At 44.2% G+C, this 15988-nt stretch carries 9 protein-coding genes; 1 reads left to right on the top strand and 8 read right to left on the bottom strand.

Going from position 1 to position 15988, the window contains the following annotated elements; all coding sequences use genetic code 11:
• Positions 1-76: 76 nt before the first annotated feature.
• From KTG12_RS14030 to KTG12_RS14020, 3 genes are all read right to left on the bottom strand, one after another.
• A complete protein-coding gene (locus KTG12_RS14030; RefSeq protein ID WP_119216391.1) occupies positions 77-757 on the bottom strand; it encodes an ABC transporter ATP-binding protein in 681 nt (226 codons plus the stop codon).
• Positions 758-937: 180 nt separating this feature from the next.
• Positions 938-3310: an FtsX-like permease family protein gene (locus KTG12_RS14025; protein WP_155144244.1), complete on the bottom strand. Its 2373-nt coding sequence runs from the start codon at positions 3308-3310 to the stop codon at positions 938-940.
• 33 nt (positions 3311-3343) lie between these two features.
• A complete protein-coding gene (locus KTG12_RS14020) occupies positions 3344-5710 on the bottom strand; it encodes an ABC transporter permease (protein ID WP_005635854.1) in 2367 nt (788 codons plus the stop codon).
• Positions 5711-5939: 229 nt separating this feature from the next.
• Between KTG12_RS14020 and KTG12_RS14015 the strand changes: the two genes are divergently transcribed.
• A complete protein-coding gene (locus KTG12_RS14015; RefSeq protein ID WP_005642503.1) occupies positions 5940-7100 on the top strand; it encodes an MFS transporter in 1161 nt (386 codons plus the stop codon).
• Here the strand turns inward: KTG12_RS14015 and KTG12_RS14010 are convergent.
• From KTG12_RS14010 to KTG12_RS13990, 5 genes are all read right to left on the bottom strand, one after another.
• Complete coding sequence (locus KTG12_RS14010) at positions 7097-11053, bottom strand: helix-turn-helix domain-containing protein (RefSeq protein WP_229032919.1); 3957 nt, start codon at positions 11051-11053, stop codon at positions 7097-7099. The two genes, KTG12_RS14015 and KTG12_RS14010, sit on opposite strands and share 4 nt — an antisense overlap.
• A 114-nt stretch (positions 11054-11167) precedes the next feature.
• On the bottom strand, positions 11168-11362 hold the full coding sequence (locus KTG12_RS21770; RefSeq protein WP_227226009.1) for a glycoside hydrolase family 88 protein: 195 nt from the start codon (positions 11360-11362) through the stop codon (positions 11168-11170).
• 268 nt (positions 11363-11630) lie between these two features.
• Positions 11631-12482 carry an alpha-L-fucosidase gene (locus KTG12_RS14000; protein ID WP_256304668.1) on the bottom strand — a complete coding sequence of 284 codons (852 nt, stop codon included), beginning with the start codon at positions 12480-12482 and terminating at the stop codon, positions 11631-11633.
• 3 nt (positions 12483-12485) lie between these two features.
• A complete protein-coding gene (locus KTG12_RS13995) occupies positions 12486-13937 on the bottom strand; it encodes an alpha/beta hydrolase fold domain-containing protein (RefSeq protein WP_005635843.1) in 1452 nt (483 codons plus the stop codon).
• 120 nt (positions 13938-14057) lie between these two features.
• Positions 14058-15923: an FAD-dependent oxidoreductase gene (locus tag KTG12_RS13990; protein ID WP_122115477.1), complete on the bottom strand. Its 1866-nt coding sequence runs from the start codon at positions 15921-15923 to the stop codon at positions 14058-14060.
• Positions 15924-15988: the final 65 nt, after the last annotated feature.

Raw genomic sequence — 15988 nt, 5'->3', positions numbered from 1 at the left:
AGAACATATCCGACTTTCCCAAGCCGGATATGATCACAAAACAATTAGAATGTGTCTATGTTCTATTTTACAAAAATTAAATGAATTCGTTTACGGACGACACGATACTTCCGTCGAACAGGTTGATCACCCGGTGGGCGAAGCTCGCATCGTGTTTGGAGTGTGTCACCATAACAATGGTGGTTCCTTCTTTGTTCAGTTCGGTCAAGAGCTGCATCACTTCGGCTCCGTTTTTGGAGTCCAGGTTACCGGTCGGCTCATCGGCGAGGATGATTTTCGGATTCGAAACAACGGCACGGGCGATGGCGACACGCTGCTGCTGACCTCCGGAAAGCTGCTGTGGGAAGTGGTTGGCCCGGTGGCTGATGTTCATGCGCTTCAAGATGTCATTGACCATCTGCTTGCGCTCGCTTGCCTTCACTTTGAGATAGGTAAGCGGCAACTCCACGTTTTCAAAGACATTCAGTTCGTCGATCAGATTGAAACTCTGGAACACGAAACCGATATTTCCTTTACGCACCTGCGTACGTTCTTTTTCTTTCAAGTGTCCGACTTCCCTGTCCGCCAGGTAATAGTTGCCCGATGTCGGGTTGTCCAACAGGCCCAGGATATTCAGCAAGGTGGACTTGCCACAGCCGGAAGGGCCCATGATTGCCACAAACTCACCATCCTTCACTTCCATCGACACGCCGTTCAACGCGATCGTTTCCACCTCTTCCGTACGGAAAAACTTACTTAATCCTTCAATTTTAATCATGACTGTATCTGTTTTTTTTATTATTGCTTCTTCTTGCCTATCTATAGGCAAACAGCGTGCCAAAGCACATAAACCATTTATTTACAACCCTATAATAATTTCAATATTTTCCGCGAGTGTCTAATTTTTGGACAGTGGTGTAAAGATATTAGACACTCGCCGGGAAAACGAGATCCCGGATTATTCCGATTTCAAGCTATCGACCGGATCTTCGTTCGCGACATCCCAGATGCGGTACACGATACATATCAAGACCACCAGGCAGACAAACAATGCCCCTGCCAAGAAGATCCACGCACTAAGAGGTATCTTTTCCACAAACTGCTGCTGCCAGTGTTTCGCGACAAAATAAGATATGCCGCATCCTAATAAAATCGCAGGGAGGGCGATACGAAGGACGTCTTTCAAGAATATCCGTAGAATATCCTTCATCGTAGCCCCGTTCACTTTGCGGATGGCCAATTCCTTGCGGCGTCGGTTCACTTCGTCGTTCGTATAGCCGATCAATCCGATCAGGGAGATTATCAGCGTTATTAATCCCCCGATCATCACTTCGTCGCGGAACTTCCGGGAACTGCTGTACAGGTCGACCATCTGAACGGAATAAACCGTCAGTTTCGGCTCTTGGTCCGGCATCAGCTCTTTCAATCTCTCATTTACTTTTCCGACTGCATCAGGAGTCATCCGGTGGAATTTCACCAACAAATGGGCAGAAGGACGTTGACGGTAGAACAAGACGGAAGGACGTGCATCCATATCGATGAGCGAACCCATGATATAATTCTCATATACCCCGCAAATCGTATAATACTTCGAGCCATACCGATCATGTTCCGATATATAAATGGATTTACCGACTGCACCGTCCGGCCAGTCCACGAATTCTTTCATCTTCTCCACAAAAGCACGGTTCACCATCACTTCGTCCGAAACTGGGATATTCTCGGTGAACGAGCGGCCTTCTATCACCGGTATTTCCATTAAGTCAAGGAATCCGTTGCTCACCCAATACTGGTCTGCAATATTAAAAAGTTCCTTTTCCGACTCCGGTAAAGCGATATTATTGCCCGACATCGACCAAAAAGGTAACGAATAGGAAGTCGACACCGCTTCTACTTCCGGCAGGCGCATCACTTCATCCAGCACCTTATAACGAGTCGTGGAATCGATCGCCGAAATACTGCAATAGGCCAGCCGGTCATACGAATAACCCGGATCACTGTTCACCATATACGCATGTTGTCTGCCGACAATCAATAACAGGGTCACCAGCAAACCCGCTGCAATAAACTGGAGGAAAAGCAGACAGAGTTTCCAGACACGGCGACTTTCACGGAAATTACGGAACGCGGCAGCCACCGGAATACGGGCGAACAAACAGCCCGGAACCAAGCCGGTCACCAGAAACACAATCACGCAAACCCCCAGTAGTACCAAAGCCCCTTTGGATAATAACAACGTTTCGACCGAAACATCCAATAAATCATAAATGATATCCCGACAAAGAAAAATCAGGAAAATACTCACCATGATCGAACAGACCATGTGTACCAGCGTTTCCGACAAAACCATGCTATGGATATTCGTTTCCGAAGCCCCGTACGACTTATGCACGGCTACTTCTTTCGTCCGGTTGACGATCGAAGAAATGGTAATGAGAATATAGTTCATGATAGCCGTGAACAAAAGGGCAAAGGCCAGAATCCCCAACATCATAACCATGTTTTTTACCTCTCCCGCTTTGCTATGCAAGTCGAGCAAGGGCCTAAGCGTATAAGTCAGTTCGTAGCCCGACTTTCTCAAAGCTTCCTGATCGTGGTGCCGGAGCGTCATATCATGAATAGCCGGAGTCAGGCTATCAGGCGTGACTCCCGGTGACAGACGCACATAACCGGCATAACGGTCGTTACCCAACCAGTTGTTCAAACTCTCCGGATCCATGCCGGACATGGCAACCAACATATCGTAACGCAAGCTGGCATTCTGGGGCAGATCCTCGAATACACCTCCGATCGTCACCTCCAAACCGGGATTCTCATCGGGGATGATCGTCAAGCCTTCCACTTTTTCGATACCTCCCATCTTTTCCGCCAACGAACGGGATATCATAGCATACCACGGTTTGGCCAACACCACTTTCGGATTACCGGACAGGATCGGCACAGGGAAGATATCGAACACATTACTGTCGGCCATCATGATATAACGGGCGGAATAACGTTGTTTGTCAGGTGTCGTGAACAGGGTATTATCTCCACCGATATAGGTAAGCCGGGTAGCGTCTTCCACACCCGGAATCTCACTCCGCATAGCGGGAGCTACAGCACCGCTTACCTGATAATAGTCTTCCTCTTTCCCGTTCATGCTATAATTCTCATAGATCCGGTAAATCCGGTCCGCATCCGGATAGAAGGTATCGTAAGATTGTTCAAAATAGATCTTCGCAATCATGACCAACGCAACAGACAACCCCACACTCAGCGAGATGATCTTCATTACATTATGACGTCCTTTTTTGAACAATGAGCGTATGGCAATATTCAAGTTTCTCATATCTATCGTGTTTATCTGCTTTTCCTACTATCGTTACTCTGATTTCAAACTATCAACCGGATTAGAATTCGAAACGGCCCATGCACGGTACAGGACACAAGCAATGATCAAAACATAGACCATCATCGCTCCGGCCAGGAAGATGAAAAATCCGATGGGCGCCTTTTCCGTAAATTTCTCCAACCATCCCGTACCGGAATAATAAGCGACAGTCATACCGATCACGATAGCGGGAATCGCAATATAGGAAATGTCTTTCGAAATCATCTTCAAGATACTCCATGCCGTCGCCCCGTTCACCTTACGGATCGCAATTTCGCGTCCACGACGATTCGTTTCGTCACTGGTATATCCCAGCAGACCGATCAATGCAATAATCAAGGTCACGATTCCCCCGATCATAACCGAGTCGCGGAACGTGCGGGAATCCTTATACAGGTCTATCATATCCATATAATAAGCCGTCACCGTAACATTTCGGTCGGGCATTACATCTTCCAGCACCTTTTGTGCCTTTTTTATATTCTCCGGTGACATCTCATGGAATTTGATCAGGATCATCGGTGCATATCTATCATAGAACAGGGCGGTCGGACGTGTATCCGGATTACCGGTACTGCCAATACAAACATCTTCATACACACCGCAGATGGTAAACGGTTCTCCATTCTGGCTATGTTCCGTAATTATAATGTTCTTGCCAATCGCACTCCCGGTCCAACCAGCCACCTGTTCCATCTTTTCGACAAAAGAACGGCTGACCATCACTTTGTTCGAAGCCGAACCGTCAGAACGGAACACCTCTCCTTCAATAACCGGAATCTCCATCAAGGAAAAGAAATCATCTTTCACCCAGTACATATCGGCAATATTAAACAGTTCGCGGTCATCTCCAGGAAGTGAAACATTATTTCCCGACATCCCTGAAATCGGCAGGTCATAGCAGGCAGAAACTTTGTCAACTTCGGGTATCTTGCGCAATTCCTCGATTGCCGTATTACGGACGGATTCTTCCACACCCTGTGTCGAGCAATAAGCCAACTTCTCATAGGCATATCCGGGATCGACATTTACCATATAGTCATACTGCTTATTGATAACCGACAATAATGCCACCAGATAGGCTGTTGCCAAAAACTGTATGAACAGCAGGCAAAGTTTCCAGTACCTGCGGGATTCTTTAAAATTACGGAATGCGGCAGCCACCGGAATACGCAGGAACATATAGGTCGGGATCAAACCGGTAATGAAAAAGATCACGATGCAAACTCCTATCAGTATCACAATAGTCTGTGTCGAGAACAATGCTCCCAACGTTGCCCCTAACAATTCTTCCGTTTTCGTACGGAACAGAACGATCAGAAAAGCGGCAAGCAACAAAGAAATCAGCATATGCAAACACGTCTCCGACATGATCATACCGAACAGGTTCTTATCTGAAGCCCCATAACATTTATGAACAGCCACCTCTTTGGTTCGGTTGATCAACGTGGAAATCACGATAAGCACATAATTCATCGCAGCCGTAAAGATGAGCACAAAAGCCAGAAAGCCCAACAGGGAATTCATGCTCTTCACCTCATCACTGTTACTGTGCATGTCCATCAACGGAACCAGGCTATAAGTCAAATCAATTCCCGCTTTTTTCACCTCTTCCAGATCGCAATGCCGTCCTTGCATCTCACGAATGGCAGTCGTCAGGCTTTCCGGATCAGTGCCGGGATAAAGTTTTACATATCCCAGATAACGGTCATTCCCCAGCCAATTTTCACGACTCCACTTGCTCATACCTTCCAAAGATGCAACAATCTCAAAACGCAAGTGGGAATTTTCAGGTACATCTTCAAACACACCTCCTATCGTATAGGTTTGTCCTGGACTGGATTCAAATTCAAATTCCTTGTTCACTGCCTGTTCTGCACCTCCCAACAGTTTGGCAATGCGATTCGAGATCATCACATATCCCGGACGGGACAAAGTCTCTTTCGGATCACCGATCAGGATAGGACGCGGCAACAGATCGAAAACATTCGTATCGCCCATCACGACATAACGGGCGGAATAACGGTTTCCATCCTGTGTCTTGAACAACTCCTTGTCACCCCCGATATAGGTCAAACGAGTTGCTTTTTCAACCTCCGGTATCTCGACTTGCATAGCTGTAGCCACGCCTCCGCTCACCTGCCCGTAGGACTTATATTCACCATCCCGGATGATGTTTTCGTGCAACCGATAAATACGGTCGCTGTCCGGATAAAACTTATCAAACGAACGTTCAAAACACACTTTCGATATCAGGACAAGTCCCATCGCCAGTCCGACTCCCAGAGATAAAATCTTTATCCCATTACTTCTTCCTTTCTTAAAAAGCGAACGTAATGCTATGTTCAAGTTTTTCATATCGCGTATTTATTATATTCCGTCCATTAAAATTCAAAAAGCGTGCCAAAAGAGTCAACGAGCTAAAATACAAATAGATAAAAGCACAATCATTTTTTTAAGTGTCCAATTATTTGACAATGGTGTACAATAATTAGACACTCCTGATGGGTAAAACATCGAAACTAGTTCACGGAAATGCAATTGACGTCCCACAAGGATATTTCATATATTTTGTACTTTTGCAAACATGAAACGGAATATACTCGCTCTTTATCTGATCAAACTATCCAAATGGTTCACATTGGTTATGCCTATCATCGTGCTTTTTTACGAAAAACACGGATTAGGATTGCAGGATGTGTTTATCCTGAAGAGTGTCTATTCGATAGCAGCCGTTGCCTTGGAGATCCCTTCAGGCTATCTGGCTGATGTTTGGGGACGCCGCAAATGTCTGATATTAGGATGTATCCTTTTCTTCTTCGGATATCTATGCTATTCGTTCACCTCGACATTCACGGCTTTTCTTTTCGCTGAAATCTTGTTGGGGACAGGACAGACATTGGTAAATGGTGCAGATTCCGCTCTGTTATACGATACTACCGCCCAATACAAGAAAGAAAATTTATACTTACGATATGAAGGACGGATCACGATGATCGGCAACTTCGCTGAAGCGCTGGCAGGTATCTTTGGTGGTTTATTGGCGACTTATTCCCTTCGTCTTCCTTTTTATGCGCAGGCTGTGATTGCATTTACAGGTATTCCGGCAGCATTCATGCTTAAGGAGGTCAACCGTTCCAATAAAATACAGAATCCGGTAAACGAGATTGTCCGGATCATCAGATATTCGCTGGTAACGAACAAGCAACTTTGCTACAATATCATGTATTCAGGTATAATCGGGGCAGCGACTCTCACGATGGCTTGGTTCGTACAACCGGTTTTAATGTATCTGAAAACTCCCGTTTCCTGGTATGGCGTTATTTGGACGGTACTGAATCTGACAGTCGGCTTCGCCGCTCTCTGGTCCGACCGGGTGGACAACTACTTCGGTCCGCGTAAGATGGGAATCCTGATCCTCGTTTTTATAGTCGGCGGATATGTCTCCCTGGCTTTCAACCTTACGTACGCCGGCCTTGCCATCTTGTTCGTCTTTTATATCTTCCGCGGTTTTGCCACCCCCATCCTCAAAGGATACATCAACCAAATGACTTTTTCCGACATGAGGGCGACAGTGCTTTCCATCCGCAACTTCATAATCCGCCTGATGTTCGCCGCTATCGCCCCCTTTATCGGTTGGCTGAATGACATGTATTCGCTCCAGGTTGCCCTACTCGTCTCAGCAGGGATCATATTGCTGCCGGGAGGGATATTTCTGGGGCTTCAGTTCAGAAAAGAAACAAGTTAAAAAGGGACATTGCACAAATTGCTGATCTTATCTACATTCTTGATATAGGAATTATGCTCCCACAGACGTCCGGCACAATATTGATCGAAAGTATCCTGCAATGATTTCTCATCATCAAGGCTATTCACCAGTTCCGGTATCAAGATCTCGGCAAAAACAAAAATGCCTTTTTCCGGTACAAGGACAAGATTGCTCTTGGGTTGTATAGACATTGATTTTTCAAGCATATCGAGTGGGACAATGCGGTAACGCTTTTCACCTTCCTTATCCGAAATCAATAACAGATAATCAGTACTACGAGCCGGAGAAATAAATAGTATATCATCAATCGAACCGACAAAAGCAAAAAGCATATTCGGTTGTGACATTCCCTTTTTCAGATTGGACAGGCCTACTTCGCCATTCTTAAAAACCGTAACCAGCAAATCTTCCTTGTCTTCCGGGTTATAAGAGAAAATAACACTTCCCCCTTCTCCTCCCCACTTTCCGATCTTGGGACTTACGGAATAGGCTATTTTGCCATTTTTAAATAAGGAGACAAAGACATGGTTGGGCGTGTATCCCAGGTCATGCTTCTTTTGCAAAGGATTGCAACGCAGAGCTGATGTCCGGATTCCTAAATTAATTTGAGTGTTTGCATTTTTAGTGCGCAAAGCCTTTTCCTGGACATTTTCTTCGTTTACGGACAAAACCGGAGCAACCGCTTCCACCTCTTGAACCGCTGTCATTTCAGGGACTACAGAACGTTTATCAAAAATATATTCATTCCGTTCTGCACTAAAATACGCAGGAAACTCCGGCATCTTAGGAACAGAATCCAGCTTTTGCCGATGGCGCAACTTGACAAAATCCGCCACGTTGCCAACTGGTTTGATCAGATTGGAACTGGCAGAACGCGTATATACTTCACCTTTCACCTCTACCACTTCATTGATTGGCGCTACTCGAAACGCCAAAACCAGACGTCCGTCTTCATATTCATACAAACGGCAACGTATATACGCCTGATAACGATCCCGATCTTCTTTTTTACCTAATAGCCTGATCACATTTTGATTGACAGAACGAAGGTAAACATCGCTGTCATTATGAGCAAACCTTAACTCCTGGTCCAATCCGGTCAGATATCCCTTATCATTGACTCCGATATAAAGTGTTCCCCCTTCCGTATTCATGAACGATGCAATCACACGAGCCAGGACAAGGCTCTGCTCCTCTGTCGCGTTTTTGTCGGCATGGATAAATGCAGATGTCTTAAATTCTTTTTCTACTCCTTCATGGCCGAAAAATACGGGTATGTACACTCTAGTTTTTTTCTCCCAGACTTTACAACCAAGCAAAACATTAATATTCTCGCAAATCAGTTCCTGCAGGTCATCATCCTTTTCTTTCAGATAGGACATGATATTAAAATAGCGTGCCAACTCAGCTACCGTACGGTTTTTATTTTGCATAAACGATTGCAAATCGGACTGGACGGAAGTCAGGGGACGGGAGTCGAACCAAGTCTGTAATACTCGTATAACCTGTTTGTTATTACGCAAACGCAAGCTGTACCGGTCCATATCTAACGCTTCCATACGATCCGACAATCCCTTAAAAGTTTGCCGGCATTCAACTCCCTCTCTGTTTTTCAATAATTCGGAGTCCAGTGAATTAACCCAATAGATATAGTCGGAACAAAGCCCGTAATAATCAGCCAATTCTTTGTTTCCCACAAAACGGCACAAAAATATCAGGACATTATAAGCATTGAAGCATCCACATATATCTTCGCTGTCGCCTATCAACGAATCTACACAATAAATGAGTTCCTTCAACTGGCTCACCGTTATCCTATCCGACTCGTCATATAAATCGGGAGTTACTGTTTTACTTTCACTTTCAGGCATCTCATCAGTCTGAGCCGATTCATCAAGAGCACTCTCCGGAACTTCAAGATTTAGGCTTTGGAAAGCGACGAAGAAAGGATTGTTTTTTTCTTTCAAACGTTGCAACTCTTCCTTGTCTTTATTGACTTTCAGCACTTCTTTCGTCATGAAGAAAAAGAAACTGCGCAAATTTTCCAATACATTATTATAAAAACCTTTTTCGTCTGGAAATGGGATATGGGACAGCACTTTGATCGTATTTTTCAATTTGTCCGCCGATAAACCTCCATATTCCACCTTATAGAAGTTACCGGCCTTATACTTCTTATGGGGATTAGTCGTTGTTGCCGTCATGCCGGTAGAAAGCAACCACCAGACTTTGCCTTCTGCAATATCGATCACTTTCCCGATTACATTTTTCTTCCTGACACAATCCGGATACATATATTCATTGAAATCCTGTATCAGGGAAAGCTTGACTTCACTTCCTTCCACGCTCTTTACTTTCGCACGGAATATCTCGTTGACAACAAACATATCCATAAAACCAGGGATGATATAATAGCATGAATTTATGTAAGCGAATGGCAAACAGGCCTTCATTCCCCGGTATGGGGCATCTATAATTTCCATCTTCAGAGACATGTCTTCCTTGTCGATATGCAGGATCCGGACCTTGACCCGTTGATCCGGACGCAGAAAATGGTCTGTCTCCACCTCTTCCTCTTCCATCTCGATCTCTGGTATCTCAATCTCTTTCTCATCTGATCCGGTATCCACAAAAGCCGGAGAAGACATTGGTTGCGACAAAGGATAATCTTCCGCTACCAGATTCCAATATGAACGGAAATCACGGATATTCTTACAAGCATCAAAATTCAAAGATAACCGGCTAAAAGAAGCGACAAACAAACGGTTTTTCAACACAGTAGCCCGGTCTTTACGCCCTTTCCACGAGTTACATCCCAATTCAACCAATGGGCTCAACGTAAACCCATCGTTATCAAGGGTGATCATATTTTTTTCATTTCGACATTGCCTCCACTTTTTACTATCTTCCTGGAAAAGACATGCTTTATCATCTGCTTGTAGCATGATGAGACGTTCCAAGATCTTTATCTCATCAAAATGTTGGAGATGCTCCCACTGGATACGGTCACCCAATGTATTCTCGCCAGTGAGCAAAGTATATGACTTATTTTTCAGCAGTTCACTATACGGTGATGGTATACGGGAAAGATAACGGCATATACGGGCAGCAATCAGTGAAAGGTCATCCTCCTTTTGCCGACATTGTCCACAGATCAAGAAGACAAAAGTATGCAAACGGACCGACTCGGTTATCAGAGGATGAAGCGTGTCCCAATCATCGGAGAACCAATATTCAGATACCTTATCATCCATCTCCTTTGCTTTCCGTTTCAATACGCCGGAAAAATCACTGCATTCCTCTTCTGTCATCAGACCATTGGTAATTAGCCTGCAAACGATATCGATCAGTACCGGAAGATTCTGGGAAAAACCAGTCAAATCGTATGACAGCAGATAATATATTTTTAGGATCTCGTCATGTACATGCCAAATGTTTCCACTCTGTTCCAACTTACGCAAAACAGCCTTCAGATATTCATTCGTCTTTCCTTCCGACAAGCAACGGCAAACTTTCAGTTTCAAAGAAAGACGATCCATCCTGTCAAACAGTTCAGTTCTTTTTTCATCCGCCCTCCTCTGGTATACTGTTTGCAAATAGTCCGATTCCTCTCCCATCCACCGGCAAAGGTCGAAGGCCTTCTCTAAAGCTTTAGCGGCATCCTTTCCATCCAAGGCCAGGCAATCTCCATGTTTTTCCTGAAAAGCAGCCAATGCCTCGATCCATCCAATCTCCTGATTCCGATACAGGAAACGAGCTTTTTTCAATAATACATCTGAAGCAGGATAATGCGAGACTTTATTCTCCACCAGCAACTTCATATTAACATCACAGGATTGAAATACAAAAGCATATTTTTCCACAATACTATCAGATAAGTTTTTTCCTGTTGTCGACATTTCTTTATCAAGGACAGGTACATCATTCATCATAGTTATAATATTAAAAATAAGATTATTAATTCAACAATTACCCTCTAAAAATTATATATATGAGCCCGAAAGTACTCATTTAATTCCAAGCACAAAAAAAATTCCGACTATATTTTAAGAATGACCATAAAAAAGAGGCCTGTCTCTTACTCCCCAAAAACAGACCTCTTTACGAAAAAGTTTCCATACCTTCCATGCCACCAGACCATACTCGGCAGCATCCAGCCAACCTTTTTTCACCTCCATTATCATAGCATAGGCAAACATTGCAGAACCGGATGCTTCCGGCCAGCAATCAGTTTTATCCACCAACAGGTTCTACATGCCGCTTTCACTCTGGCAATTTTTCGGGCTCTTCATCATAAGACGATGGCCATCCAAAATGCACCATGATTGGGATTATCTCTCGGTGTCAATATGAATTGTTAATTATCCATATTCGCCTTCTTCTCGAGCGGACAGATAATTAGTCGTCTAATATATCAATTTGAGAAATCATCAAAAAAGGAAGTGCGTCAAGCGCGGGGACAAGTACATTTTGACACACTTCCTTTTACGGTAATTTATTTGGTATAAATTAATTAGCAGTCTGATTTTCTTTTTCTGTCTGAACCGTCTGTCTCGCTTTCATACGGAAGTCCATATACGATTTCGTATTCAATTTTGGAAAACCATCCTTCTCCAATTGCCTGCCAACCTTTTCCAAGGTCTGAATATTCTCTTCCAGAATGGTTCCATCCGGACGAGGGCCAATGTTCAACAATAAATTAGCATTCATATCTGCGCAATATCTCAATAGCTCCATAACCTCTTCAGCCGATTTCTGCCGTTGTCGCGAAGAAGTATGATATGCCCACCCTAAAGCCTGGATCGGGATGTTCAACTCAGCCGGCTTTTCATTATTGCTCTCCCAAGAAAAATCGGCAGCGTCCTGTACCTTTTTAGGTAATCCGACACTTTTAAAGACAGGAGCCAATGATCCCATTTCTCTTTCTCCGGTTATAAAATCCTCATTACCGTTCGCACCTGTTTTAAACACGACTAATGCATGAGGCTGAATCTGATGAATCATATCATATATTTCCTGAATATTAAAAAGTTCAGAATACTGATACACTCCTCCAACCGTATCAAACCATATACCGGCAATCGGCCCATATTGAGTACACAATTCCATTATTTGCGTTTTTGCATAATTCAGATAATGCTTAAAATCTTCCACATTACGGAATCTGTAAGACTCAGGAACCTCTTTATAGTGGGGACGAGCCGGATCATACATCGTATTTGGCAAAAAGTAGGGATGATGCCAATCTATACCCACCGAATAATAAATAAACAGGCCCAATCCGGCTTTCCGGCAAGTGACAGCCAACTCTTTTACAAAGTCACGCTGGGCAGGATAATCCATACTATTGTAATCCGTCAAATACTACAGGAATCCCTGTCTTTTCAAAAAATCATCCGTCAACTTTCGAACCTTATAATACTCTTCCGTAAGCGGCTTTCTGTATAGAAAGATCGGATGCCCGGCACCTTCAAAGAGATGGAGTTCACAATCCACTCCCTTCTGCAAAAGTTTATCTTGATAGGCCTCGATCGTTTCGACCGATACGATAGGATCTTTCGTGCCAAGCAATATAAGAGTGGAGGGAGTTGCTTCCGACACATGATGGATCGGTGAAATTTTTTCAAAATCCCTTTTTATTTCCGGAAAACCATAACCTCGCGAAACCATGTCTATAACCGGATAATATAACACGGAGAGGTTCGGCCTGTAACCCGCCGGAACAGTCTCATCACTCCCGATCGTTCCGAGTGCGGCAGCCAGATGTCCACCGGCAGAACCACCGGCTACGGCAATCTTGTCCGGATCAAGCTGATAGTCCGAAGCATGGCTACGCAACCAACATATCGCATCTTTGGCATCCTCAAAACTCTCGAACGGAGTAGAATGGTGCAGATATCCGATACGATAATCAACCGATACAGCAACCATTCCTTTTGAAGCATAATAAGCACATTCACGATAAAACTGAATCGGAGTACCTAACTTCCAACCTCCTCCGAAGAAGTATACAATAGCCGGCCTTTTTTCCCCAGCCTGCATATTCCGGGGCTTGAAGATGTGAAGCGCCAGGGAATCTCCATCCTCTAATGTCTTATACCGAACGATTTCAGGGGAGAACACCGTCTCCGATGAAGCCAGTACTTTCTTTAAGGCCTCGAACCAGACAGTCGCCATCTTCTCCGCACCAGCCTTATTCGGATGTACTTTATCGTGTACCGTATAGTCTTGCCAGTTAAATCCCTGAGCCTGATTGACCAAAAAGACCTGTCCGGAGTTTAATCCGGCAACCATTTCCGCAATCTTCTCGTTCAATTCCGGGATATACGAATATTTAGGTAGTTTCCCGCTTGGTATTACCTGGGCAATCAAAATACGGACATTCGGATTGATCGCCTGTATTTTGTTGATAATAGACTTGTAAGAAGCTATCATTCCGGGAATAGGTTTCTCTTCCGCAAAATGGTTATGACCGGCATGGAGCAATACAATATCTGCCGGATAAAGCCGGTAGAGGCTGTCGATCTTCGACTCCAGAAACTCCACATTCTTACCGCTGAAACCACAATGATTAAGCGTCCCGATCCGACATTTACTCTCACGAGGACCGATAAAATCAAACTGATACCCGGCTGTAAATAATTTTTCCCAAAGCGGATACAAATAGCAAGTGAAGAAATCCGCTCCTTCCGTAATAGAATCACCTAATCCCATCAAGGTAAACCGTTCCTGTTTTTTCTCTTGTCCGGTGGTAGTAACGGAACAGCACAATAAAAAAAATAATATCAGATATAAATAAAGAGCTTTATGTTTCATGGCTTTTTAAACTTGCAATAGTTTTATAGGCATATATTAAAAAGATGTGTGTCAAAATGTGATTATCTCCACGCTTGACGCAGAGACAAGTACATTTTGACACACACCATACTTTTCTGATTATTGGACAACCGGTTTGTCTTTCAACATACCGCCTTCATTATAACGCTGGTTATTCGGTAGCCCTTTCTTATTCACACCTTCTTTCATCAATGTCTTCAAATCTTCCAGATGCGAACGGTAAACACCACGAGGTGTCACATCATATTTCTTACACAATGATGCAGCCATACCTACTACCTCTCCCATCATTCCTGTCGTACGCATCACACGGACCGTTCCCAATGCCACATGAGTCACACTAATATTACGACCGGCCATAAACAGGTTCTCCACATTACGAGAATACAGACAACGATACGGAACGGCGTACGGATGGATCAGAATATGCTTTGTCACTGCTTTGAACTCATTGCCTGGAAAATGTTCACTGTTTTTCGGATCCTGCCAATGTAAATCGATACTCCATGTCGTGGCGAAAGAAGCATCTTCATGAGACACGTTTTTCGTGATATCGTCTTCCTTTAAAATATAATCCCCCATCAGACGACGTGATTCACGCTTGCCGGCGACATAAGCAACCCAACCTAATTTTCGGTTCTTATACTGGTCATTTTCCTTCATACGGTTTTTCAGATAACTCCAGTTTGAATAGACAACCAACATTCCATAATCACGGATACGTTCGAAGTCCTTGATCTGGTCGAAGTTCATACCTGTCTCCCACGTCCATTCTCCCATCATCACCTTTTCACAATTCTTGTCGTTAAACTCCACTCCATAGCTGAACTCCGGGAAAGGACTCGATTTCTTGTTATCCACAGAATACCACTGGACGGAAGAACCCATTGTCAACTTGTCTGCTTTCTCCGGAGCGATGCTCTCACCATACTCGTCACGACCTTCACGCCCCATACGGTAGTCGGCCCCCGCCAGGTAACCGATCGTCCCGTCTCCCGTACAATCAGAAAACAGAGGAGCCTCGAACTTCAGTTCTTTACCGCTTTCGATGTGTTTGACAATAACCGATGTGATCTTATCACCTTCCTTTGTCACCCCTATCGCACGAAAGTTCAGGAAAAGAGACACATTCTTTTCACCTGCTAGCCAATCCATTTTCTTCTGGTCTTCATAATATTCTGCAGGTTGTGCATTTCCTCCTTTTTCCGGACCAAATTCTTTCTGCAGACCGCCAAGTTCCTTATAAGTTCCTTCTTCGATACGGCCTCCTAAATGGACACGTATCTCCGAACTGTTATTACCACCTACCACAGGACGGTCATTAATCAAAGCTACTCTGCAACCCAGACGGGCTGCCGACACAGCGGCACTCATCCCGGCTATACCGGCTCCCACGACTACAAGATCATATTCGCCGGCAACCGGTGCTTCATCCGGTAATCCCAATGCTTGACGACGGAATGCTTCCAGTTCCTTTACATCCGACGGAGGCATCTTGCCAACTTCCGTGGTAAAGTAGATCGCATCACAACGACCGTCAAATCCCGTCAAATCATGCAGCTTGATTACAGTTTTCAGATTCTTGACAGATACTTTTCCAGCTATCTGCCACATCCAGGCAGAACCCTCCGCTCCCAATGGAGAAGTCATCTTCTTTCCTCCGACAGACAAACTGAATTTACCGGGGCCTTCCCCTTTTTTCCACGGGGAAGTCCAATTATAGGTACGGACATATACATAATATTCTCCTTTTTCAGGAAATGTCACTTCGGTCGAAGCATCATCGACAGGTACACCCATCCCGTGCGCTAACAAATAGGGCGATCCCATCAAATCCATAAACTGCTGGTCTACCTTCCAACCACCTTTGTTACTGAAACTTTCAGCCTCAATAAAAAGGTCTGCAGCTCGAACCGATCCAAAACTCAATAAAAATAATAATGATAAAATTACACGAGTCTTCATGATATTAATATTTACAATTTAACAAAAACAAAGAAAAACACAACACTCTCTATATTTTCTATTTT

Source organism: Parabacteroides sp. MSK.9.14 (genome assembly GCF_019041495.1).
Lineage (GTDB): Bacteria > Bacteroidota > Bacteroidia > Bacteroidales > Tannerellaceae > Parabacteroides > Parabacteroides merdae.
This window is presented reverse-complemented; position numbering and strand designations above follow the sequence as displayed.

What these genes read in the sequence shown, in the direction of transcription:
- KTG12_RS14030 (WP_119216391.1), bottom strand. Translation starts at nt 757, where the DNA reads ATGATTAAAATTGAAGGATTAAGTAAGTTTTTCCGTACGGAAGAGGTG.
- KTG12_RS14025 (WP_155144244.1), bottom strand. Translation starts at nt 3,310, where the DNA reads ATGAGAAACTTGAATATTGCCATACGCTCATTGTTCAAAAAAGGACGT.
- KTG12_RS14020 (WP_005635854.1), bottom strand. Translation starts at nt 5,710, where the DNA reads ATGAAAAACTTGAACATAGCATTACGTTCGCTTTTTAAGAAAGGAAGA.
- KTG12_RS14015 (WP_005642503.1), top strand. Translation starts at nt 5,940, where the DNA reads ATGAAACGGAATATACTCGCTCTTTATCTGATCAAACTATCCAAATGG.
- KTG12_RS14010 (WP_229032919.1), bottom strand. Translation starts at nt 11,053, where the DNA reads ATGATGAATGATGTACCTGTCCTTGATAAAGAAATGTCGACAACAGGA.
- KTG12_RS13995 (WP_005635843.1), bottom strand. Translation starts at nt 13,937, where the DNA reads ATGAAACATAAAGCTCTTTATTTATATCTGATATTATTTTTTTTATTG.
- KTG12_RS13990 (WP_122115477.1), bottom strand. Translation starts at nt 15,923, where the DNA reads ATGAAGACTCGTGTAATTTTATCATTATTATTTTTATTGAGTTTTGGA.